Origin of the sequence: Camelimonas fluminis (genome assembly GCF_014656355.1) — a bacterium.
Classification (GTDB): domain Bacteria; phylum Pseudomonadota; class Alphaproteobacteria; order Rhizobiales; family Beijerinckiaceae; genus Camelimonas; species Camelimonas fluminis.
Genome location: NZ_BNCG01000007.1, coordinates 65,425 through 86,067, shown reverse-complemented (window position 1 = coordinate 86,067; position 20,643 = coordinate 65,425). Strand labels below are relative to the sequence as shown.

Annotated in this window: 21 protein-coding genes; 8 read left to right on the top strand and 13 right to left on the bottom strand. The window is 67.8% G+C overall.

From position 1 onward, the window contains the following. From IE243_RS10320 to phnG, 9 genes are all read right to left on the bottom strand, one after another. The coding region (locus tag IE243_RS10320; protein WP_244643052.1) for an SDR family NAD(P)-dependent oxidoreductase at positions 1-580 on the bottom strand (580 nt) is incomplete at its 3' end. Positions 581-976: 396 nt separating this feature from the next. Next, complete coding sequence (phnN, locus tag IE243_RS10315; protein WP_191319281.1) at positions 977-1,531, bottom strand: phosphonate metabolism protein/1,5-bisphosphokinase (PRPP-forming) PhnN; 555 nt, start codon at positions 1,529-1,531, stop codon at positions 977-979. A 1-nt stretch (position 1,532) separates the two neighbouring features. Next, entirely contained in the window at positions 1,533-2,675 is a 1,143-nt protein-coding gene (locus IE243_RS10310) for an alpha-D-ribose 1-methylphosphonate 5-triphosphate diphosphatase (protein WP_191319280.1), read from the bottom strand. Positions 2,676-2,765: 90 nt separating this feature from the next. After that, positions 2,766-3,485, bottom strand: a complete 720-nt coding sequence (phnL, locus tag IE243_RS10305; RefSeq protein ID WP_191319279.1) for a phosphonate C-P lyase system protein PhnL — start codon at positions 3,483-3,485, stop codon at positions 2,766-2,768. Between the two features lies 1 nt (position 3,486). Continuing rightward, complete coding sequence (phnK, locus tag IE243_RS10300; RefSeq protein WP_191319278.1) at positions 3,487-4,281, bottom strand: phosphonate C-P lyase system protein PhnK; 795 nt, start codon at positions 4,279-4,281, stop codon at positions 3,487-3,489. Beyond that, positions 4,281-5,204: an alpha-D-ribose 1-methylphosphonate 5-phosphate C-P-lyase PhnJ gene (locus IE243_RS10295; protein WP_191319277.1), complete on the bottom strand. Its 924-nt coding sequence runs from the start codon at positions 5,202-5,204 to the stop codon at positions 4,281-4,283. Before IE243_RS10295 ends, phnK begins: the two co-directional genes overlap by 1 nt. After that, complete coding sequence (locus IE243_RS10290; RefSeq protein WP_191319276.1) at positions 5,201-6,340, bottom strand: carbon-phosphorus lyase complex subunit; 1,140 nt, start codon at positions 6,338-6,340, stop codon at positions 5,201-5,203. Before IE243_RS10290 ends, IE243_RS10295 begins: the two co-directional genes overlap by 4 nt. Before the next feature lie 4 nt (positions 6,341-6,344). Then, complete coding sequence (phnH, locus tag IE243_RS10285) at positions 6,345-7,022, bottom strand: phosphonate C-P lyase system protein PhnH (protein WP_191319275.1); 678 nt, start codon at positions 7,020-7,022, stop codon at positions 6,345-6,347. A gap of 20 nt (positions 7,023-7,042) precedes the next feature. Next, a complete protein-coding gene (gene phnG, locus IE243_RS10280) occupies positions 7,043-7,519 on the bottom strand; it encodes a phosphonate C-P lyase system protein PhnG (protein ID WP_191319274.1) in 477 nt (158 codons plus the stop codon). 330 nt (positions 7,520-7,849) lie between these two features. Between phnG and phnF the strand changes: the two genes are divergently transcribed. After that, positions 7,850-8,614: a phosphonate metabolism transcriptional regulator PhnF gene (phnF, locus tag IE243_RS10275; protein WP_191319273.1), complete on the top strand. Its 765-nt coding sequence runs from the start codon at positions 7,850-7,852 to the stop codon at positions 8,612-8,614. A gap of 40 nt (positions 8,615-8,654) precedes the next feature. Here the strand turns inward: phnF and phnE (IE243_RS10270) are convergent, their stop codons facing one another. The 4 genes from phnE (IE243_RS10270) to phnC all read right to left on the bottom strand — a co-directional run bounded on the left by phnE (IE243_RS10270) (position 8,655) and on the right by phnC (position 12,415). Then, a complete protein-coding gene (gene phnE, locus IE243_RS10270; RefSeq protein WP_373301645.1) occupies positions 8,655-9,545 on the bottom strand; it encodes a phosphonate ABC transporter, permease protein PhnE in 891 nt (296 codons plus the stop codon). After that, entirely contained in the window at positions 9,542-10,411 is an 870-nt protein-coding gene (phnE, locus tag IE243_RS10265) for a phosphonate ABC transporter, permease protein PhnE (protein ID WP_244643050.1), read from the bottom strand. Before phnE (IE243_RS10265) ends, phnE (IE243_RS10270) begins: the two co-directional genes overlap by 4 nt. A gap of 178 nt (positions 10,412-10,589) precedes the next feature. Further along, positions 10,590-11,507, bottom strand: a complete 918-nt coding sequence (gene phnD / locus IE243_RS10260; protein ID WP_191319272.1) for a phosphonate ABC transporter substrate-binding protein — start codon at positions 11,505-11,507, stop codon at positions 10,590-10,592. 77 nt (positions 11,508-11,584) lie between these two features. Continuing rightward, a complete protein-coding gene (phnC, locus tag IE243_RS10255; RefSeq protein WP_191319271.1) occupies positions 11,585-12,415 on the bottom strand; it encodes a phosphonate ABC transporter ATP-binding protein in 831 nt (276 codons plus the stop codon). Between the two features lie 541 nt (positions 12,416-12,956). On the opposite strand from phnC, the gene IE243_RS10250 reads away from it, so the two are divergent. The 7 genes from IE243_RS10250 (at position 12,957) to IE243_RS10220 (ending at position 20,640) form a co-directional block, all read left to right on the top strand. Next, positions 12,957-13,400: a MarR family winged helix-turn-helix transcriptional regulator gene (locus tag IE243_RS10250; protein ID WP_191319270.1), complete on the top strand. Its 444-nt coding sequence runs from the start codon at positions 12,957-12,959 to the stop codon at positions 13,398-13,400. A 69-nt stretch (positions 13,401-13,469) separates the two neighbouring features. Next, positions 13,470-14,609, top strand: coding sequence for a nitronate monooxygenase (locus tag IE243_RS10245; protein WP_191319269.1), 1,140 nt, complete (start codon positions 13,470-13,472; stop codon positions 14,607-14,609). A 206-nt stretch (positions 14,610-14,815) separates the two neighbouring features. Next, positions 14,816-15,859, top strand: coding sequence for an acyl-CoA dehydrogenase family protein (locus IE243_RS10240; protein WP_210319831.1), 1,044 nt, complete (start codon positions 14,816-14,818; stop codon positions 15,857-15,859). After that, complete coding sequence (locus tag IE243_RS10235) at positions 15,856-17,046, top strand: acyl-CoA dehydrogenase family protein (protein ID WP_191319268.1); 1,191 nt, start codon at positions 15,856-15,858, stop codon at positions 17,044-17,046. Before IE243_RS10240 ends, IE243_RS10235 begins: the two co-directional genes overlap by 4 nt. Before the next feature lie 266 nt (positions 17,047-17,312). Further along, positions 17,313-17,711 (top strand): YtcA family lipoprotein, encoded by a 399-nt coding sequence (locus tag IE243_RS23455; protein WP_244643049.1) that lies wholly within the window; start codon positions 17,313-17,315, stop codon positions 17,709-17,711. A 3-nt stretch (positions 17,712-17,714) separates the two neighbouring features. Continuing rightward, the gene (gene mdtN / locus IE243_RS10225) at positions 17,715-18,764 is read left to right on the top strand and encodes a multidrug transporter subunit MdtN (RefSeq protein ID WP_191319267.1); all 1,050 of its coding nucleotides are present in this window, start codon (positions 17,715-17,717) and stop codon (positions 18,762-18,764) included. Then, positions 18,748-20,640, top strand: a complete 1,893-nt coding sequence (locus tag IE243_RS10220; protein ID WP_191319266.1) for an FUSC family protein — start codon at positions 18,748-18,750, stop codon at positions 20,638-20,640. Before mdtN ends, IE243_RS10220 begins: the two co-directional genes overlap by 17 nt. The last annotated feature ends 3 nt before the right edge of the window (positions 20,641-20,643 follow it).

The following is a 20,643-nucleotide window of genomic DNA, read 5'->3' as shown; positions in this document are numbered from 1 at the left end:
TGGTGTTGCAGCGGATGCCTTCGCTCATCAGGTCGCGGGCGATCGGCAGGGTCATGCCGATGACGCCAGCCTTCGAGGCGGAGTAGGCGGCCTGGCCCATCTGGCCGTCCTCGGCCGCCGCCGATGCGGTGTTGACGATGGCGCCGCGCTCGCGGTGCTCCAGCGGGTCGAGCGACAGCATGCCCTGCGCCGATTTGGCGATGCAGCGGAAGGTGCCGACCAGGTTGATCTGGATGATGCGGTCGAAGGCGTCGAGCGGGAAGTGCGTGGCTTCGCCGGTCTTCCTGTCGCGGCTGGCGGTTTTAACGGCAAGGCCCGTGCCGGCGCAGTTCACCAGGATGCGCTCCTGGCCGTGGGCGGCGCGGGCCCTGGCGAAGCCGGCGTCGACCATGTCCTCGCTGGTCACGTCCACCTTGCAGAAGACGCCGCCGGTCTCCCTGGCGAGTTGCGCGCCCTTCTCTTCGTTGAAGTCGAAGATGGCGACCCTGACGCCCTGGGCGGCGAGCGCGCGGGCGGTCGCGGCGCCGAGGCCGGAAGCGCCGCCGGTGACGACTGCGGAGACGGATGAATCGAGCTTCAAGGCGTAGACCTCCCAAACCGTGGCGCGGTGCATCTGTGGCGACCACGCAAACGAGACTGCGAGCCAGATTGCATGACCTGCCGGAGCGGATTTCGCCGCGGGGCCAGGAGATGCTGCGAGCGCGCGGCCGGCGTTGCCCTTGCGCTGTTGGCAAGGCGGAACCGCGCGCCCATCTGGAGCTTGCAGCGAGGCTGACGTCCCGAAAGTCCGTTGTCAAATAAAAAGACGGACGTTCTTTTTATTTATGAGCCGGCGATGCGCCTTCCCGCCCAGACTGCCCTGGCCTCAAGACTTGCCTGGCGCCAAGGTTGATCCCGGCTCCAGGACTTGCCCCTGCTCCAAGACTTGCCCTTGCTCCAAGACTTGCCCTGGCGCCACGCGCAAAAGGCGCGACGGCTAACGCTCGATGCAGGACAGCAACAGCGCCTTCAGCTTCGCCGCGGCCGTCGCGGGCGCGTCTTCGTTGATGAGGCGCAGGTCGGCCGCCACCTCAGGGGCGCTGTCGCTGCGTCGCATGCGGCTGGCGAGGCCTGCGCCCTGATCGCCGTCGCGGCCGCGCGCGGCGATGCGCGCCGCCAGCACCTCCGGCGCCGCCGTGATCTCCACCACAGCCAGCACCGGCAGCGCGGCGCGGGCTTCGGCGACGCTGCCGCGCGAGATATTGGCCACGACCACAAGGCCAGATTCCGCCTGGCGGCGCGCGGCGGCGGTAAGCGCATAGCAATTGCCATGGGCCTCCCAGGCCAGCGCCCAGTCGCCGGCCGCTTCACGAGCCCGGAACTCATCCACCGTCACGCTGTCGTGGCGCTCGAATGCGTCGGGCGGGCGCGTCACGACGCGCTCCGGAAATGAGAAGCGGCCATCATCCGCCAGTGCGGCGCGCGCCAGGGCGATGAGCGTATCCTTGCCGGCCCCGCTGGGGCCGACAATGAGGACAAAGCCGCCGGCCATCTCAGGAAATCCGCCGGCCGCCGCGCCAGACCTGGCGCACCACCGGGGTCTCGCCCATCATGGTGACGCGCGCCAGGTCCCCCCGCAGGCCCGTGCGGATTTCGCCGCGGTCATGCAGGCCTGTCACCCGGGCCGGATTGCGGGTGACGGTGGCGATGGCCTGCGGCAGGGAGATGTTCGGCGCGGCTTCGGGCAGATGGAACGCCGCCATCAACAGGCTGGCCGGCACGTAGTCCGACGAGAAAATGTCCAGCAGGCCGGCGCGGGCCAGATCGGCGGCGGCGATATTGCCGGAGTGCGAGCCGCCGCGCACCAGATTGGGCGCGCCCATCATCACGGTGACGCCGTGTTCGCGGCAGGCCCCGGCCGCCTCCAGGGTGGTGGGGAATTCCGCAAGGGCGACGCCTTCGGCCACCGACTGGCTCACGTCGTCGACCGTGGTGTCGTCGTGGCTGGCGATCGGGGTTCCGAGCTGTCGCGCCAGCGCCGTCAGGGCGCGGCGGTTGGCCGGAACGACATCGGAGCTGACAGCCTGCTTGCGGCTGATCTCGCCGCGCACGGCCTCGACGCTTTTGCCGCTCTTGCCGCAGTAATATTGCAGGTACTTGTCGATATCGCGGAACTGGCGCTGCCCCGGCGTGTGATCCATCAGCGACATCAACCCCACCGGATAGCGCGCCGCGAAAGCGCCGACGGCCTCAAGCACATCAATTGAGGGAATTTCGCAGCGCAGATGGGTCAGGTGATCGCAACGCAAGAGCCCGGCGTCGCGGGCCTGCTGCAGCGCTTCGCCCAACGCCATCAGTTCGGGGCCAAAACCGCCGCCGTCCACGTCCGATCCGGCGCGCAGGCTGTCGAACACCGTGGTGATGCCGGAGGCGGCGATTTGCGCGTCATAGGCCATGACCGCGCCCATGCGGTTCCATTTGACGCCAGGGCGGGGGCTGTAGTGGCTTTCCAGATGGTCGGTGTGCAGTTCGACCAGACCGGGGATCAGGTAGTCGCCGTTGAGGTCCTCGCCCCTTTCCGGCGCCTTTCCGGCGCCCGTCTCGACAATGACGCCGTCGTGGACCGCGACCCAGCCGTAGGCGATGTCGTCCGCCAGCACGACGCGGGCGTTCTCGAAAATGATTGCGTTGTTCATGGTGCCCTTCCGGCGCCGCTCCCGCCTGCGCGGCGGGACTGTCGGCGCGAAACATGACATTCGGGCGACAAGGCCCAAAACCGCTGGGGGTCAGGCCGCGGGCGCGAAGCGCGTCACGTCGACAATCCGGGTAGCGACCGCGTCGCGCACGTCCTCATCGTGAAAAATCCCGACGATGGCGGCGCCCGCTCGCTGCTTCTCGCGGATCAGTTCGACCACCACGGCGCGGTTGCGGGCGTCGAGCGATGCGGTCGGTTCGTCCAGCAGCAGCAGGGGACGCGGGGCGATCAGCCCGCGGGCGATGTTGACGCGTTGCTGCTCGCCGCCGGAGAAGGTGGCCGGCGGCAGGGCCCACAGATGCCCGGGCACGTTGAGCATGGTCAGCAACGTGCGGGCGCGTTCAGACGCAACGTCCGGGGCAAGTCCGCCTTCGCGCCCCGCCGCCGCCACCACGTCCAGCGTGCTGACGCGCGGGATGACGCGCAGGAACTGGCTGACGTAGCCGATAACATGACGGCGCAGGGCCAGGATGCGGCGCGGCGCGGCGCTGGCCAGGTCCGTCACGCCATCGTCGTGGCGGATGCGGATGGCGCCGTCGGGGCAATGATAGTCGCCATGGATCATTTTCAGCAGTGAGGATTTGCCGGCGCCGGAGGGGCCGCCGAGCGTCACCACCTCGCCAGGCGCCGCCGTGAAGCTGATGGCGCGCAACACATCGCGCCGGGCGCCGCCATGCAGGTGCATGGTGAAGGATTTGCTGACATTGGCCACCTCCAGCAATGGGGTGGCGGATGAAGAATTGCTGGTCATGTCAGGCCGCCAACACGGAGGAAACGAGAAGCTGCGAATAGGGATGCTGTGGATCGTCCAGCACGCGGTCGGTCAGGCCTTCCTCGATCACGGCGCCGCCCTTCATCACCATCATGCGGTGCGACAGCAGGCGCGCCACGGCGAGATCGTGGGTGACGATGATGACGGCAAGGCCCAGTTCCGCGACCAGATTGCGGATCAGGTCGAGCAGCCGGGCCTGCACGGACACGTCAAGGCCGGAGGTCGGTTCGTCCATCAGCACCAGACGCGGCCGCGTCACCAGGTTGCGGGCGATCTGCAATCGCTGGCGCATGCCGCCGGAGAACTGGCGCGGGCCGTCGTCGATGCGGCGTGGGTCGATTTCCACCCGTTCGAGCCAGTCGCCAGCCGTGGCGCGGATGTCGCCATAGCAGCGCGCGCCAGTCATCATCAGCCGCTCGCCGACATTGCCGCCGGCCGAGACGCCCATGCGGAGGCCCTGGGCGGCGTCCTGGCGCACGAAGCCCCAGTCGGTGCGGAACAGCAACCGGCGTTCGGCTTCGCCCATGCCGAACAGATCGCGGGTTTCGCCGCTGCGCAGGCGGTAGGCCACCGAACCGGCGTCCGGCTCCAGTTCGGCGGCAATCAGGTTGAGCAAAGTGGATTTGCCCGAACCGGACTCGCCGACGATGGCCAGCACCTCGCCCTGGTGCAGATCGAAGCTCACGTTGGCGCAACCACGACGGGCGCCGTAGTATTTCGCCAGCCCACGCACCGCGAGCAGCGGAACCTCATCCTGGTCATGCAAGCCGGACATCAGCAGGCCTCCTGTTGCGCTGGCTGGCCGGAGAGCGCGGCGGGCGCCTCGCCCAGCAGATGGCCGCGATGACCGCTGGCGCGGCGCTCCTCGCAAAAATCCGTGTCGGAGCAGACGAACATGCGCTGGCCCCGGTCATCGAGAATGACTTCATCCAGATAGACGCCGCGCGCCGCGCACAGGGCGCATGGCTCGGTGAAGACCTGCGGCGTGAACGGATGGTCGGTGAAATCGAGGCTGCGCACGCTGGTGTGCGGCGGCACGGCGTAGATGCGCTTTTCGCGGCCGGCGCCGAACAGTTGCAGCGCCGCCATGTCGTGCATGCGCGGATTGTCGAATTTGGGGATCGGCGAGGGGTCCATGACATAACGACCCGCCACCTCCACCGGATAGGCGTACGTGGTGGCGATATGGCCGTTGCGGGCGATGTCCTCGTAAAGCTTTACATACATCAACCCGTATTCGCCCAGGGCGTGCAGCTTGCGGGTTTCGGTTTCGCGCGGCTCCAGGAAGCGCAGCGGCTCCGGGATTGGCACCTGGTAAACCAGCACCTGGCCGGCGGAAAGCTGCGTTTCCGGGATACGGTGGCGGGTCTGGATGATGCTTGCGTCCGCGGTCCGCGTCGTCACGGCGACGCCCGCGGTCTTGCGAAAGAAATTGCGGATCGACACGGCGTTGGTGGTGTCGTCCGAGCCCTGGTCGATGACCTTCAGCACGTCCTGCGGGCCGAGGATCGCCGCCGTCACCTGCACGCCGCCGGTACCCCAGCCGTAGGGCATCGGCATCTCGCGCGAGGCGAACGGAACCTGGTAACCGGGAATGGCGATCGCCTTGAGAATGGCGCGCCGGATCATCCGCTTGGTCTGCTCGTCCAGATAGGCGAAATTGTAACCGCTGGCGGGTTCGTAGCTGGTGGGGTTCATTCTGCAGCCTCCCGGGCTGGCGCAGGGTCCGCTGTCAGGGTTTCGTTGTTTGCTGGAGCGTCACGCCGCGCCGCATGGGCGGCGCGCATGCCGCGCACCAGCTCCAGTTCGGCCTGGAAGTCGACGTAGTGCGGCAGCTTCAGGTGCTCGACGAAGCCGGTCGCCTGCAACGGGTCGCAGTGGGCCAATACGAATTCCTCGTCCTGCGCCGGCGAGGTCATCTCCTCGCCCAGCTCCCGCGCCCGCAGGCTGCGGTCGACCAGCGCCATCGCCATGGCCTTGCGCTCGGCCGCGCCAAAGGCGAGGCCGTAGCCGCGCGTGAATTGCGGCGGCCGCTCCTTCGAGCCGTGAAACTGGTTCACCATCTGGCACTCGGTGAGGGTGACGCGGCCGAGCGGCGCGGCAAAGCCCAGTTCCTCAGGCGTGAAGAACACCTCCACATCGCCAGTGCGGATTTCGCCGACGAACGGATGGGTGCGGCCATAGCCGCGCTGGGTGGAATAGCCGAGCGCCAGGATGAAGCCTTCGTCGCCGCGCGCCAGAGCCTGCAAACGCAGGCTGCGGTTCGCTGGAAACGCCAGCGGCTCGCGGGTGAGATCCGGCGCTGGCCCATCGGCGACGGCGTCATGGCGCTCGATCAGGCTTTCGTCATCGAGCAGGTCGGTGACGCGGGGGCAGTCGCGGCTGTCGTCGGCGGGCTCCGCAGTGGCCGCGGCCTCGGGCTCGCCGCCAGCGGCGAGGGCGAAATCCACCAGCCGGTGGGTGTAATCGAAGGTTGGCCCGAGCACCTGGCCGCCTGGCAAGTCCTTCCAGGTAGCGGACACCCGGCGGCGAATACGCATGGCTGCGGTGTCCACCGGCGCCGAGGCGCCAAAGCGCGGCAAGGTGTTGCGCCAGGCGCGCACCAGGAAAATCGCCTCGGTGACGTCGCCGCGCGCCTGCTTCAGCGCCAGCGCGGCGAGGTCCCGGTCATAGACAGATCCCTCCGTCATGATGCGGTCGACCAGCAGACTCATCTGCTCGCGGATTTGCGCCACGTCCAGCTCCGGTACGCTGCGGTCGCCGCGTCGCTCGTCGGCGAGCAGGCGGTGGGCGTTGGCAATGGCGGCTTCGCCGCCCTTCACGGCCACGTACATGACGTCAGCCCTCCAGGATTGCGCTGCGGGGCAGGGCGGACACCGCGCCCGGCGCGACGAAAATCAGGTCGACGCCGAGCGGAAACTGCGCCCGGTTCAGGGTGATCTGCCGGTCGAAGCCGGCGGGCAGCGGCGCCACCGCCAGCACGCCAGATTCGTTCGCGCTGATCCGGGTTTTCTCGCTATCGCTTTGACCTGGCGGAATTCCTTCAGGCGAAGCAGCGTCCACGTCGCCGGACAATGCCCTGGCGTCCGGGGCGAGGCCGGGGCCGCTGAAACGGCGGCTGTCGGGCGCGTCGAAACGGTCGGCCTGGAGCACCAGCGTCGCGGCGCGTTCGGGGAACTGCGGCTCGCCCTGGCGGAACGCCGCCAGCGGTGGGCAGGCTTCCGGCGCGGCGATCAAGGCGAAATCCGCATCGGCGGGGTTGTCCACCAGCGCGGCGCTGGTGTGAAAACGCAGGTAACGCGCCACTTCCGGCGCGGCGCGCAGGGGCGCATCCAGCCACAGAGCCACGTCATTGTCGGCGAGCGTGAGGATCACCGCCGCCAGTTCCGGCGACAGCGGCGCCGGCGGCTGCACGCCGGTGGGCAGCGGCTGCACGCTTGTGGGGCGGGCCATCGCCTCCATGATGGCGCGGAACGCCTGCTGCGATTCAAGCGCCGGATCAGCGAAGCCGGTCATCAGTTGTCTCCCCGGAGCCATCAGTCTTCGCCCCGGACCATCGTGAAAAAATTGACCCGGGTCGCGGCCGTGCGGCTCTCGGCGACCGCCAGGTCGTCGGCGAGGCGCTGGCGCACCGGCGTCATGGCGGCGTCGAGATCACTGGCGTGCGTCGGGCTCTGGACCAACGCGTCAATGATCGCGGCGGCCCGTGTTCGCGCGCCATCACGACCCGGCGTCCAGGCGTAACCCTCAACGCCGTCGTCAAGGCGCACGACGCAGCGGGTCAGCGTCATCTCGCCCAGATTGAAGGCGTCGCCGTCGCCCCCGGCGCGGCCACGCACCAGGACGAGGCCGGTTTCAGGCCGACGCAGGATGGCGACGGCTCCCGGATAGCCCACCGCCGCCACGACGGTTTCCAACTCCTCGCGCGTGGCTTCGGCGCAGATGGCCATGGCGGCGCGACGCGCCTGCTGCAGGGGCGTCAGACTGGAGGCGATTTCTGGCGTATCAGTCATGATCGGGACTTTCGCAGAACGTTGTCTATTTGTATAGACAACTATGGCGAAGATCCGTGACACCCGCATGACGGCGGCGCGTTTCCGGTTGACGCCGCCGCGCGGCGGCGGATCATCTGGAGCCCTTCCAGCGAAGCGGATGCCGTTTCCCGTGAAGAAAATCTATCCATTCAAACGGATAGAGTGAGAATCCGGTACAGCGTGAACCGGCTTTGCCCCGGATCGCAAACCGGTTCATGTTTTCCTGTCTTGAACGGTTTCTGGTCGACCAGCGATTCCGTCCCGTCGGAAGGCGCTCCCGCACAACAGCAACGGCGGATTGACGGATTGATGGACAGCAGACAGGTGCAACGTGGCGGCGGCCTTGCCGCATGGCGGCAGATCGCCGATGCGCTGGCGGCGGATATCGCCGCCGGCCGGCTTGTCTCCGGCGCGCGCCTGCCGGCCGAGGCGGACCTCGCGGGACAGTTTGGCGTCAACCGTCATACGGTGCGGCGGGCGCTGGCGGCGCTGGCGGCCGATGGCCTGGTCCGCGCCACCCAGGGTCGCGGCACCTTCGTCGAGGCGTCCCCGCTGCCCTATCCCCTGTCGCGGCGCACCCGCTTTTCCGCCGCGCTCGCGCGGGTCGGACGCGAGGCGTCGGGGGCGCTGCTCGCGTCGGAAACCGTCGCCGCCAGCGCCGCGGTGGCGGAGGCGCTGGGGCTGGCGGAGGGTGCGCCGGCGCTGCGGCTGGCCACGCTGAGCCGGGCCGACGACGCGCCCTTGTCCCTGGCCTATACGCATGTTCCGCTGCCCCGTTTTGCCGGGTTGGCGGCTCAATACGGAGAAAGCGGCTCCTTCACCCGGGCTTTCGCGGCGCTCGGGGTCAACGATTACACCCGGGCGTCGACGCGGATCGGCGCGCGGATGTCCAGGCCTGAAGAGGCGACCTTGCTGGAACTGGCGCCGGGCCGACCGCTGCTGGTGGTGGACAGCGTCAATGTCGATCTGGACGGTGTTCCGATCCAGGCGACCCGCTCGCTATTCGCGGCGGACCGCGTCGAGTTTGAAATCCGGAACCCGGGTCAGGCGCTTCCAGGCTCCGCCTCCCCTTGAGCGGGGGAACAGGGCCAGCCACAGGTTAGAGCACCCGGTCCTACAGCTTCTGCACGCCGCCGTTGATGATGGCGGCGCGCAGGACACCGGAAATCCGGTCGATAATCGCCACGGCGATCAGGATCAGGATGATGGCGAAGGCGACGCCCTGCCACTCGAACATGCGGATCTGCTCCGACAGATACAGGCCGATGCCGCCGGCGCCGACGATGCCGATGATGGCGCTGGAGCGGGTGTTTGACTCGAAGAAATACAGCGCTTGGCCGGCGATCACCGGCAACACCTGCGGCAGCACGCCGAAGCGCACCTGGCGCCAGTGGCTGCCGCCGGTGGACGCAACGCCTTCAACGGGTTTGCGGTCCGCCGCCTCGATGGCCTCCGAGAACAGCTTGCCGAGCGCGCCGAAGTCGCTGGTCATCACCGCGAGCACGCCGGCGAAGGGGCCAAGCCCGACCACATTGATCCACAACAGCGCCCAGATCAGCATGTCGACGCCGCGCACGCCGTCGAGGCCGCGCCGGGTCAGGAAGCGCGCCACGCCGCTGAACGTGGTGTTGCGGGCGGCAAGAAAAGCCACCGGAAAGGCGAATGCCGTCGCCAGCAGCGTGCCGAGAAACGCGATGGCGACAGTTTCGCCGAGCGCCTTCACCACCGTCCACGCCTCGGCGAGGCCGCCCGGCCAGGGCGGGACCATCAGCACGGCCATGTCGCCGAGCCTGGCCAGGCCCGTCGCGAGCCTGACAGGCGAAAACTCGAAGCGCCACAGGGCGAAGACGGCGAGGGCCGTGGCCAGCGCAACGATCAGGTATGGCGCGGCGCGGCGCAGCGGCGGCGCGTGGAAGGCCTCGGGATGGCGGGCCCGCATGCGGGCGATGCTGGCGGCGTCGGCGTGGGTGAGGCGCATGGCCCCGGGCGCGGATGGGATGGTCATGCGTGCGCCTCGCGTTCAAGCAGGGCGTGGCGCAGCTTCTCCGACAGGAAGTCAATGACGCAGACGCACAGGACGATCAGCAGCAGCAGCGCCGAGACGTCAGCGTAGTAGAACTTGCGAATGGCCTCGATCAGGTCCTGACCGATGCCGCCGGCCCCGACGAAGCCCATGACGGAGGCGCCGCGCACGTTGATCTCAAACCGCATCAGGCAATAGCTCACCACATTGGAGAGAATTTGCGGGATCACCGCAAAGCGGATGGTGGGCCAGCGCGCCGCGCCGGAGGCCATCAGGCCCTCCACCGGCTTCATGTCGATGTTCTCCACCACCTCGGAGAACTGCTTGCCCAGCGCGCCGGCCGTGTGCACGGCGATGGCGAGCACGCCGGCCATGGGGCCCAGACCGAAAGCCACCACAAAGATCAGCGCGAAGACGATTTCCGGCACGGTGCGACAGAATTCGAGAAACCGGCGGGCGGCCACGCGCGCCCACGGATTGGGCGTCAGGTTGCGGGCCGGCGCAAAGCAAAGCGCCAGGGCGCCGAGGGCGCCGAGCAGGGTGCCAAGATACGCCATCAGCAACGTGTCGGCGAGCAGGGGCAGCCATTTGTCGAGGCCCCACAGCCATTCGCCAGGCGCCGTCCAGACCCGCCGCCCCATCGCGGGGCCGGAATCGAGCGTCAGGATACGGTCGAAATATCCGAAGAAATTGCCGATGTTGCTGAACAGCTTCGACAGGTTGACGTCCGACATCCAGGCCGACCACAGCGTCGCCGCCGCCAGTCCAGCGCAGAACATCAGGGTGTGTCCGCGCTTGCGGCGCTGGACCTCGCGCCAGTGGCGGGCGTGATCCGCCTGCGACCCCACAGGGTCCTGGCGAGGAGGCTGGCGGGGCGCCTGGTCAAAAGCGTGAAGAGAAGGAGCTTTCACAACGTTCGGGCTCTGCCGTCAGGGAAGCCCGCCGGCGTGAACCGGATGGCGTCCTGATCTGATGCTTGCGGGATTCCCGGACGGCGCGGCCGCGCCGTCCGGGCGTTTCCAATGGTCAGGAGCGCTTCTTGCGCAGGGTGTCGACAAAGCCGTTGAGCTGGACGATCGGCTCATAGGCCTTGTGATCGACTGGCTGGTAAGAGCCGCCCTTGCCATCGAAGATCTTCTTCAGCACGTCCGGGGCTTTCTGCGGCATGGAGACGACAGCGACGCTGATCGCCTTGCGCAGGTCCTCCGGCAGGTCGGTGAGATAGGCCACCGGCGAGTTCACGATCTGCTCGGAGCGGAAGATGATGCGGAAGTCGTCGGCCTTCACGGCGCCCTTGGCCGCCATGCGCTGCAGGGTCGATTCCGTGTCGCTGACCCAGAGATTGAAGCCGGCGTCGCAGGTCCCCTGGTTGATGGCGAAGATCACGTTCTCATGGCTGCCGGCGTAGACGACCTTGCCGAAGAACTTGTCCGGTTCGATGCCCATCTTGCTCATGGCGAAACGGGGCACGTTGTTGCCGGAGGTCGAGTTGGGATCGACCAGACACAGATTTTTGCCCTTCAGGTCCGCGATCTTCTGGTATGGGCTGCCGGCTTTGGTCCACAGCACCGAATAATAGCCGCGCGTGCCGTCCGGGTTCACCTCGATGGCGAACGGCTCAACCTTCACGCCCGTCATGCGGGCGCGGGCGTAGGAGGCCGGTCCGTACTGGGCGATGTGGATATTGCCGGAGCGCTGGCCCTCGATCACCGCCGCATAGTCGTTGGCGACGCGCAGCGTCACCCTGGCCCCCAGCTCCTTCGAGAGATAGTCGACGAAGGGCGTCCAGCGATCGAGCACCGTGCCGGAATTCTCGGCGGGAATGATGGCGTAGACCAGTTCGGGATACTTCGCTTTCCAGGCGGCGCCGGTTTCGGCGGCGACAGACGGGGCGGCGAGCGCGAGGGTTGCTGCTGCGGCGAGCAGCAGGCGGCGATGCAACATGAGATATTCCCTGGGAGCATTCCGCGACAGGCGCACCGGCCTCTCGCGGGGAAAAAGGACCGGGCGAAAGCCGTGCGTCAGGCGCCGGCCGGGATCAGGCCGCGTGCGGCGAAGGCGGGTTCCGCCTGGGCCGCCTGGGCGGCTGGACGCGGCTGGACGGCGCGGGTCTCGTCGCAGTCCATGCCGTAAAGTTCGGCGATGACGGCGTCGGTCAGTTCGTCCGGGCAGCCGTCGAACACCACACGGCCGTGAGCCATGCCGATCAGGCGGTGGCAATAGGCGCGGGCCAGCTCGATGGAATGGAGATTGCACAGGACGGTGATGCCGTATTCGCGGTTGACCGCGGCGAGACCGTCCATGACGAGGCGGGTGTTGCGTGGATCAAGCGAGGCGATCGGTTCATCGGCCAGAATGATGTCCGGGTTCTGCATCAGCGCCCGGGCGATGGCGACGCGCTGCTGCTGGCCGCCGGAAAGCTGGTCGGCGCGCTGGGTTGCGAGGCTGGCGATGTCCAGCCGCTCCAGCGCGGCGAGCGCCAGCGCCCGGTCCTCGTCCCGCCACAGCTTGAGCATGGCCCGGTGCGTGGGAATGACATTGAGCCGGCCGAGAATGACATTGGTCAGCACGTCCATGCGGCCGACCAGATTGAACTGCTGGAAAATCATCGCGCAACGGGCGCGCCAGGCGCGCAGTCCGGCGCCGCGCAGGGCGGTGACGTCCTGGCCGTCGAAGGCGATGCGCCCGGCGCTCGGCGTCGCCAGGCGGTTGATCATGCGCAGCAGGGTCGACTTGCCGGCGCCGGAGCGGCCGATCACGCCAACGAAGGCGCCGCGGGGGATGTCCAGCGTGACGCCGTCGACGGCGCGTTTGGCCCCATAATGGCGCGAGAGGTTTTCAAAAGTGAGCATTCTGCCCGTCCCGGCGTCGCTGGGGACGCCAACAGACCTGGAAGTCTGGAGTGGCGGATTGCGGAAACAGGCGGCCGCCGCATGGCGACGCCGCATTCTCTTCCCACGATGAACCTGGAGAAGCATGCGCGCGGCGGATGAAAGCGGAATGACGGATGGATGACGCGGCGATGACAGCAGTTGTCGCCGACCGGACGAGACGGGAGGGTGGTGGACGGCGGGCTGGTCTGGCGCATTGTATCGTTGAGGCCGTCAGGACTTGCGCGCGGAACCCGCGCATCCGGCATGCCGGCGTATTGAGGAAATTATTCCGGCATGGTGTTTATGGGGCGTCGCGGCAAGCAGTCGGGAATGCGGGCGGGCGAGGCGCCCTGACGGCTTCCCGCCAGATCCGGTCACAATCCCTTGCGCATCGGGATAAAGTCCGCATCCTGCGGCGCGGGATTTGCCCTGTGTTTGCGGCGGGCATTCATTTTTTGCGGGCAACCGCTCTGAAGTCCAGTCTGGCGCGGCTGTCGCGCCACGTATCCGGAGGCAGTTTGTGACAGGCGAGCCCGAGCCCGACCGGCGCTGGATTCTGCTCATGCGCGTGACCGTCATCCTGCACCGCCTGCTGGAGCGGTCCGGGCAGAACGGCGCGCTGACCGTCGCGCAATACCGGTTTCTGCTGATGCTGAAGCGTGGTCCACGGCGGGCGAGCGTGCTGGCGTCGCTCTCTGGCATCGGCCGGCCCACTGCGTCTGTTCTGGTCAACGCCATGGAGAAGCGCGGCCTGATCGAGCGCTACGCCGACCCGGATGACGGCCGCGCCGAAATGTTGCGGTTGACCGCCGGCGGTCTGGCCAGTTTCGCGGAGTTCGAGCGCATCGCCGCTGGCGAACTCGCCGATTATCTCGATGTCGCCGACGCTGACGCGCTGCTGGATCGCGTTGAAGAGCTGGCCCAGGTCATCGACCGCAAGCGGGACCGGACAGCCCGGCGTTGACAGGCTTTTGCGTAATCTTATAGTTCGCATAACGAACGGTATCGCGTGAAATCAAATGCCGGAGGAAACATGGCGTCGAAACTGTGTGAAATGCTCGGAATCGAGTTTCCGTTGCTGGCCTTCAGCCACTGCCGCGATGTCGTGGCGGCGGTCAGCCGGGCAGGTGGGTTCGGCGTCCTTGGCGCGACGGCGCATACGCCCGAGTCGGTGCGCGAAGAGCTGAAATGGATTGACGATCACGTCGACGGCAAGCCTTACGGCATCGATGTTCTCGTTCCAGAAAACCTCGCCACCCGGGGCGAGGGCAGCGTGTCCGCCGCGGCGCTGGTGCGGCGTATCCCCGCCGCGCACCGTGAGTTCGCTGAGCACCTGCTGGCCGGGGCCGGCGTGACGATCCCTGACGACGCCAGCGACCGCTACCGGAACCGCGCCCAGCCCTTCGATCCGGACACCGCGCTCCGCACGCTGGAGGCGGCCTTCGAGCACCCGATCCGGCTGATCGCCAACGCCCTGGGCGTGCCGCCGCCGGAAATGATCGCCATGGGAAGGAAGCACAACGTTCCCGTCGCGGCGCTGGCCGGCGCGCGCGAGCACGCGGTGCGTCTGGTCGAGGCCGGCGTCGACATCATCGTGGCGCAGGGCACCGAGGCCGGCGGCCATTGCGGCGAGGTCAGCACCCTCGTGCTGGTGCCGGAGGTGGTCCGGGCGGTGCGCGCCATTCGCGACGTGCCGGTGCTCGCCGCCGGCGGCATCATGACCGGCGAGCAGATGGCGGCGTGCATGGCCATGGGCGCCGCCGGCGCCTGGACCGGATCAGTGTGGCTGGCGACGCCAGAGAGCGAAACCTCGCCGGTCTTCCGCGAGAAGATGGTGGCGGCGCGCAGCCGCGACGCCGTGCGGGTTCGCAGCCGCACCGGCAAGCCGGCGCGCCAGTTGCGCTCCACATGGACGGATGCCTGGGAAAACAGTCCCGACAGTCCCGGGGCCCTGCCGATGCCGTTCATGAGCCTTGTCAGCGAGAAATCCCTGCGCGCCGTGGATCGCGCCGCTGAAAACGGCAACGACCAGGCGCGCGACATGGTCACCTATTTCGTGGGGCAGGGCGTGGGTCTGATCGAGGACGTCCGCAGCGCTGGCCAGGTCGTGCAGGACTTTAAGGAAGGTTACCTCGAAGCCGTCGAGCGCATGAACGCGCTGCTGGGCGACTAGGGCGGTTTCCGGTCAGCATGGATCGGAAAACTCTCCAGGCGACCAGCGCCGCCGGGGCTGGCGCCTGTCATGGGTGATCCCGTGTTTTGGCGCTGGATGCGATGCGCCAAAACAGTTTAACCTGCTGCGCGGGCCGGCGCGGACAGACAATAACAGGCCGGACAATGACGCGGGCGCAACGGCGCCCCTGGGAGAGAGACGCTTGCATGACGCAGGTTATGACACACGAAGAACGGACCGCGTTGCGCGACAGCGTGCGGCGGCTCCTCGCTGACCGGTGCGCCGAAACCGACGTGCGGCGGGTCATGGCCAGTGACACCGGGCATGACGACGCCCTGTGGCGTGAACTCGCCGGCCTGGGCGTGGCCGGCATGCTTGTCAGCGAAGACAATGGCGGCTCCGGCCTGGGGCCAGTCGAGCTTGAACTGGTGATGGAGGAATTCGGGGCCGCGTTGTCGTCAGCGCCGATGATCTCCACCGCGATGGCCGCCATGTTGCTTGACGGCGCGCGCGCCCAGGCGCTGGCCGCTGGCGAACTGATTGTCGCCGTCGCTCCGCTGGGCGTGCATGACTGGACAGGCCAGAGCGACGTCCGCGTCGCCGGTGGCCGGGCTGAAGGCGTCGCCCGCTTCGTGCCGGACGGGCAGATCGCCGATCTCGTGTTGCTGGCTGGCGACGACGGCGTTTACGCCGTGGCGCGCGATGCTTTCAGCGCCACCTCGTTGCCCGTTTTTGACCGCACGCGCCGTCTGGCGGACCTGCATATCGATGGTCCGGTCGAGCGGATTTGCGACGGATCGCGGGTCGCCGGCGCCCTGGCGGTCGGATTGCTGGCCCTGGCGGGCGATCAGGCGGGCGGGGCGCGCCGGGTGCTCGAGTTCACGGTGGATTACGCCCGCGAGCGCCGGCAGTTCGGACGCGCCATCGGCAGTTTTCAGGCGATCAAGCACATGGCCGCTGATCTGTTGCTGGAGGCGGAAAGCGCGACCAGCGCGGCGCGAAACGCGGCGGAGCAACTTGCCGGCGATGCGGCGGATCGCGACGGCGCCCTGGCGCTGGCCGCCTTTGCCTGCGCCGACGCGTATGTGCGCTGCGCCAAAGACGGGGTGCAGATGCATGGCGGCATCGCCTTCACCTGGGAGCATCCGGCGCATCTGTATCTGCGCCGCGCCCGTTCCGGCGCGCAACTGTTTGGCGATAGCCGCCACTGGCGCGAACGTTTCATCCAAGCGCTGGAGGCGCAGTCATGACGGACGAAGAATTGAAGGCGGAAGTCACGGCATGGCTGGCGGCCAACTGGCGCGGCGCGCCGCAGCGCACGGAACGCTTTGGGCCTGACCCCCGCGCTGAATGGCTGGCGAAGGTGCGTGACGCCGGCTGGGCCGCGCCGCGCTGGCCGAAGGAATGGTATGGCCGCGGTCTCAGCGACGCCCAGGCGCGCATTGTCGAGAGCTGTTTTGCCGAGGCCAAGGCGCCGGGAACCGGTCAGGACCGCTCCAACCTGTGGGCCAACACGGCGCTGGCCCACGCCACCGAGACCTTCAAGCGACAGATCGTGCCGCAACTGCTGGCCGGCGAAGTGGGCATGTGCCTGCTGTATTCCGAACCCGGCGCCGGCAGTGATCTGGCCGCGATCCGCACCCGCGCCGACAAGGTGGAAGGCGGCTGGCGCGTCACCGGTCAGAAAGTGTGGACCTCCGGCGCCCATATCGCCGACTATGGCATGCTCATCGCCCGCACCGACTGGAGCGTGCCGAAGCACAGGGGCATCAGCTTCTTCTTCATGCCCATGCGCCAGAAGGGCGTCGACGTGCGTCCGCTGCGGCAGATCACCGATGAAACCCATTTCAACGAGGTGTTCATCGACGACGCCTTCATCCCGGAGGAAAACCTGCTCGGGAACCTGGGCGGCGGCTGGGGCGTGCTGCAGACCGCGCTGGCCTATGAACGCTCGGTGATGGGCGATGCGGCGCGCGGCGCCAGATCCGGCGCGAAGGAAGCCCACGGCGACGCCGCCTTGCTGGAGCTTGCCCGGGAGGCCGGAAAGCTGTCGGATCCGCTGGTCCGTCAGGATGTCGCCCAGGTCATCGCATGGCGCATGCTCAACAGCCTGAACACCCGCCGGGCCAAGGCGGAGCTCAAACAGGGCACCTCGTCGTCGATCATGTCGTTGGGCAAGCTGGCCATGAGCCGGATCCTGCATGAGGAGGGCCGGGTGCGCACCGAACTGCTCGGGCCGGAAAGCCTGCTGCAGGGACCTGATCACCCGCGCGCCGAGGACGCCAACTTCCTCAGCCTCAACGCCTATTTCACGTCCATCGGCGGCGGCACCGACCAGATCCAGCGCAACATCATTGGCGAGCGCGTGCTGGACCTGCCAAGGGAGCCGGAAGTTGATCGCGACGTGGCGTTTTCGGCGGTTGTCGCTGGCCGATAAAATCCCCCCCCGGGGCGGCGTGATCCGCCCCGTCGTCCGTCCGGCGGCCGCGTGGGCCCGGCATCGGGAGGAGCCGGTCACGCAAGCCAGACCGCGCCTGGCCATTTTGGGGTAATTGTCCTTGGTTGCTTGCTGCTGCGGCAGGAAGCGGCTAATGCATGACTGCGCCCGATTGTGGCGCTCGCGTGGCGCCATCCGGGCGCAGCATGCGCCAGCGCCTTGTCCTGAAACGCCACGATTTTCTCGCGTGCTCCGGTGGAGGTTCTTTGCCTGTCGTCCAGGATCATCGCCAGGGCATGTCGATGGGAGGCCTTGCTCGTCCTGCCCGTTCGCCCCGCCTCATGCGTCAGCCGCCGGCTTCGCGACGCCATCTGGCGGCGGTCACGGTACCGACGGCCCTTGCCGGCCTCATGACCCTTGCCGGCCTTTTGGCCGGCTGCGCTCCCGTCAGTTCATCATTAGGCGCGCCAGCCATCCCCCTGTTTGACGCCTACTTTCCCGCCTGGCTGCTGTGCGCGTTTGTCGGCGTGATTGGCGCCGTGCTGGTGCGCGTCGCGTTCATTCGCATTGGCCTTGACGACATGTTCCCCGTGCGCCTGCCGGTGTATGTGGCGGTCGCCGTCATCATCGGCCTTCTGGTTTCCTTCTTCGGCTTTGGCAGGTAACGCATGGCTCCCGCGAGCAAACAGCGCGCGCTGAAGGTTTGGGGAACGCTGGCCGGCCTCATCATCATCGGCGTCGCCGTGCTCGGCGGCGAGCGTTTCATGCGGCAGGCCGATCGCAATCCCCTGTCCCAGGACGCCAGCCTGAGCGCCAGGACCGTGGCGATTTCGGCCAGCGTCCCGGGCCGAATCGCCAGTTTCCACGTTGCCGATAACCAGGCAGTCGGCAAGGGCGACCTGCTGTTTGTGCTTGAGAAAGAGCCCTACCAGCTGGCGCGCGATCAGGCCGCGGCCGATCTGCGCATCGCGGAGGCGGCGCTGGCGGACAAGCGCCGGGCCGTCGTGGCGGAACAGAACAACGCCATCATCGCCGACGAACAGATCGCGCGGGCAAAATCCAATCTGGCCCTGGCTGCCCAGACCCTCACCCGCCTGACAGCGTTGCGCCCGAAGGGCTATGTCAGCGCCCAGGAAGTGGACACGGCCCGCACCGCGAAGCAGGACGCGGAGGTGAGCCTGCGCCAGGCCATGCGCCAGAAGGATGCGGCGGACGCCCTGGTCGGCAGCCTGACGGCGGCGGAAGCCCTGGTGGACGCCCGCCGGGCGGCGTTGGCGCTGGCGGAGCGGGGCCTGGCCAACACCGAAGTGCGGGCTCCCTTCGCCGGCAAGGCGTCCAGCCTGAACACCGGCGTTGGCGAGTATGTGATCCCGGGCCAGTCCATATTCACCCTCATCAGTACGGGGGAATGGTTCGCGGTGGCGCCGTTCACCGAGACGGAATTGCCGGCGATCCGCGTTGGCGACTGCGCCACCGTCTACGTCCTGTCCGACCGCAAGCGGCCGATCCGCGGGCGGGTCGAGAGCATCAGCTGGGGCGTGGCCTCGGAGGATGTGATCCGCATTCCACGCAATCTTCCGGTCGTGCCCAAGAGTCTGGACTGGGTGCGCATCGCCCAGCGCTTTCCCGTTCGCATCCGGCTCATCGATCCTCCGGACGGGCTGATGCGCGTTGGCGCTTCCGCTACCGCAATGGTGCATCATGGCGACGGCTGCTGACGCGCCCTGGCGCATGATCGCCCGGCAGGTCTGGAGCGACCTTCAGCCGTTCGAAGGGCGTTTCGGCCTGACCTGGCGCGTGGCCCTGCTCTGCGCCATAACCGCCGCCGTGGCGATGATGCACCGGATCCCGGAATCCGCCATCAGCTGCTATCTGATCATCTTCCTGATGCGGCCCAACGGCGCCGAGTGCGTCGGCCAGGCCATCGGCCTGATCATTCTCGCCACCCTCGTGGTTTTCGGCATGGCGCCGCTGATCCAGTCGCTGGCGGAGACGCCTTTGCTGCGCCTGGCGGTGATCGCCGGGGCGACGTTCATCTTTCTGTTTCTCAGTTCGGCGTCGCAACTCGGCGAGATCGGGGCCATCATCGGCCTGGTCATCGCCTTTATCCTGACCATGGTTGACCTGGTCCCGGTTGGTGAGATCGTCACGCGCGGCCTGCTGTACGCCTGGGCGATGGCTTGCATGCCCATGGCGCTGATGATCGGCTTCTGCCTGGTGCTCGGAACCGGCCCGCACACGCTGCTGCGCCAGACGGTGGCCGAACGCCTGAACGCCGCCGCCGATCTTCTGGCGACGGGCGACCGCGGCAAGGCGATGGCGCTGTTGGCGGAAGGCCAGGCCGAGGTCGACAAACGGGTGCTGATGACCCGGATTTTCTACACCGCCCCCAAAGCCGAGGCGCAATGGCTGGCGGGCGCCGCTTCCGCGACTTACCGGATGCTGCTTGCCGCCGCGGCGCTCGCGGACGACGACAGCAAGAGCGCCGCGCGCCAGTCGCTGGCCGCCGCCAGCCGCGCCGCCGCGCGGGCGGTGCGCCATCGGGGAACGCTGGTTCAGCAGGAGCTCCTGGCGGCCGATGCTGACGACGCGCCCGCGCTGGCGGTGATCCGCAGGACCCTGGCGGGCCTTGGCGCGCCGGACGGCGGCATGACGGCGGTTCCGGCCAAAGTCCCCTTCCTGGCGCCTGACGCCTTCACCAACCCGGACCACCAGCGCTACGCCCTGAAAACCACGGCGGCGGCGGTGCTGGCCTATCTGACGTACTCCCTGCTGAACTGGGAGGGCATCGCCACCGCCATGGTCACCTGCTACGTGGCGGCGTTGGGCACCACGGGCGAGACCGCGCACAAGCTGACGCTGCGCATCGTCGGCTGCCTGATCGGCGCGTTGATCGGCATCCTGTCGATCCTGTTCGTCATGCCGCATCTCACCTCGGTCGGCGGGTTGATGGCGCTGGTCTTTGTCGCCATCCTTCCGGCCGCATGGGTGTCGACGGGCAGCGAGCGCATCTCCTACGGCGGCGTGCAGATTGGCCTGGCCTTTCTGCTGACCATTCTCAACGGTTTTGGCCCAAGCCTTGACATGGGTTCGGCGCGGGACAGGATCATCGGCATCCTGCTTGGCAATACGCTGGTGTTCATCATGTTCACCAATTTCTGGCCAAAGAGCGCGGTTGTGCAGGTGCGTCGCCAGCTTGCCGGGGCGCTTGTGGCGCTGGCCCGCCTGGCCGCCATGACGCCAGCGGCGCGCCCGGACGCCGTCAACGACATCGCCAACGCCGCCACCAGCACGGCCGCCGCGAAAATGGCCCTGGACATGACGCCATTCGAACCACGCAGTCAGAGCCCGGCGCCGGCGGAGTTGCGTCGCCTGTACGGGCTGATCGATGAGATTGTCGCCCTGCTGCCGGCCGTTGCCTTCAGCAACCGGGCGCTTGATGAAGAAGCCGGCCAGTTCCGCGCCGCCTCTGCGGCGCTCGAACCGGAGCGCGCCGCGACATTGACCCCGATTGCCGCCGCCGCCATGACCGAAAGCGGCGCCCCTGACACGCTGGCGCGGGCGCGCCGCATCACGCAGCTTGCCGCCGGATGAGAA

Excerpts from the sequence above, each read along its gene's own strand:
- IE243_RS10245 (WP_191319269.1), top strand. The coding sequence starts at position 13,470 with ATGGCGTCGAAACTGTGTGAAATGCTCGGAATCGAGTTTCCGTTGCTG.
- mdtN (WP_191319267.1), top strand. The coding sequence starts at position 17,715 with ATGGCTCCCGCGAGCAAACAGCGCGCGCTGAAGGTTTGGGGAACGCTG.
- IE243_RS10290 (WP_191319276.1), bottom strand. The coding sequence starts at position 6,340 with ATGTACGTGGCCGTGAAGGGCGGCGAAGCCGCCATTGCCAACGCCCAC.
- phnH (WP_191319275.1), bottom strand. The coding sequence starts at position 7,022 with ATGACCGGCTTCGCTGATCCGGCGCTTGAATCGCAGCAGGCGTTCCGC.
- IE243_RS10295 (WP_191319277.1), bottom strand. The coding sequence starts at position 5,204 with ATGAACCCCACCAGCTACGAACCCGCCAGCGGTTACAATTTCGCCTAT.
- phnN (WP_191319281.1), bottom strand. The coding sequence starts at position 1,531 with ATGGCCGGCGGCTTTGTCCTCATTGTCGGCCCCAGCGGGGCCGGCAAG.
- IE243_RS10240 (WP_210319831.1), top strand. The coding sequence starts at position 14,816 with ATGACGCAGGTTATGACACACGAAGAACGGACCGCGTTGCGCGACAGC.
- IE243_RS10220 (WP_191319266.1), top strand. The coding sequence starts at position 18,748 with ATGGCGACGGCTGCTGACGCGCCCTGGCGCATGATCGCCCGGCAGGTC.
- phnE (WP_373301645.1), bottom strand. The coding sequence starts at position 9,545 with ATGACCATCCCATCCGCGCCCGGGGCCATGCGCCTCACCCACGCCGAC.
- phnG (WP_191319274.1), bottom strand. The coding sequence starts at position 7,519 with ATGACTGATACGCCAGAAATCGCCTCCAGTCTGACGCCCCTGCAGCAG.
- phnF (WP_191319273.1), top strand. The coding sequence starts at position 7,850 with ATGGACAGCAGACAGGTGCAACGTGGCGGCGGCCTTGCCGCATGGCGG.
- phnL (WP_191319279.1), bottom strand. The coding sequence starts at position 3,485 with ATGACCAGCAATTCTTCATCCGCCACCCCATTGCTGGAGGTGGCCAAT.
- phnC (WP_191319271.1), bottom strand. The coding sequence starts at position 12,415 with ATGCTCACTTTTGAAAACCTCTCGCGCCATTATGGGGCCAAACGCGCC.
- phnK (WP_191319278.1), bottom strand. The coding sequence starts at position 4,281 with ATGTCCGGCTTGCATGACCAGGATGAGGTTCCGCTGCTCGCGGTGCGT.
- IE243_RS10235 (WP_191319268.1), top strand. The coding sequence starts at position 15,856 with ATGACGGACGAAGAATTGAAGGCGGAAGTCACGGCATGGCTGGCGGCC.
- phnD (WP_191319272.1), bottom strand. The coding sequence starts at position 11,507 with ATGTTGCATCGCCGCCTGCTGCTCGCCGCAGCAGCAACCCTCGCGCTC.
- IE243_RS10310 (WP_191319280.1), bottom strand. The coding sequence starts at position 2,675 with ATGAACAACGCAATCATTTTCGAGAACGCCCGCGTCGTGCTGGCGGAC.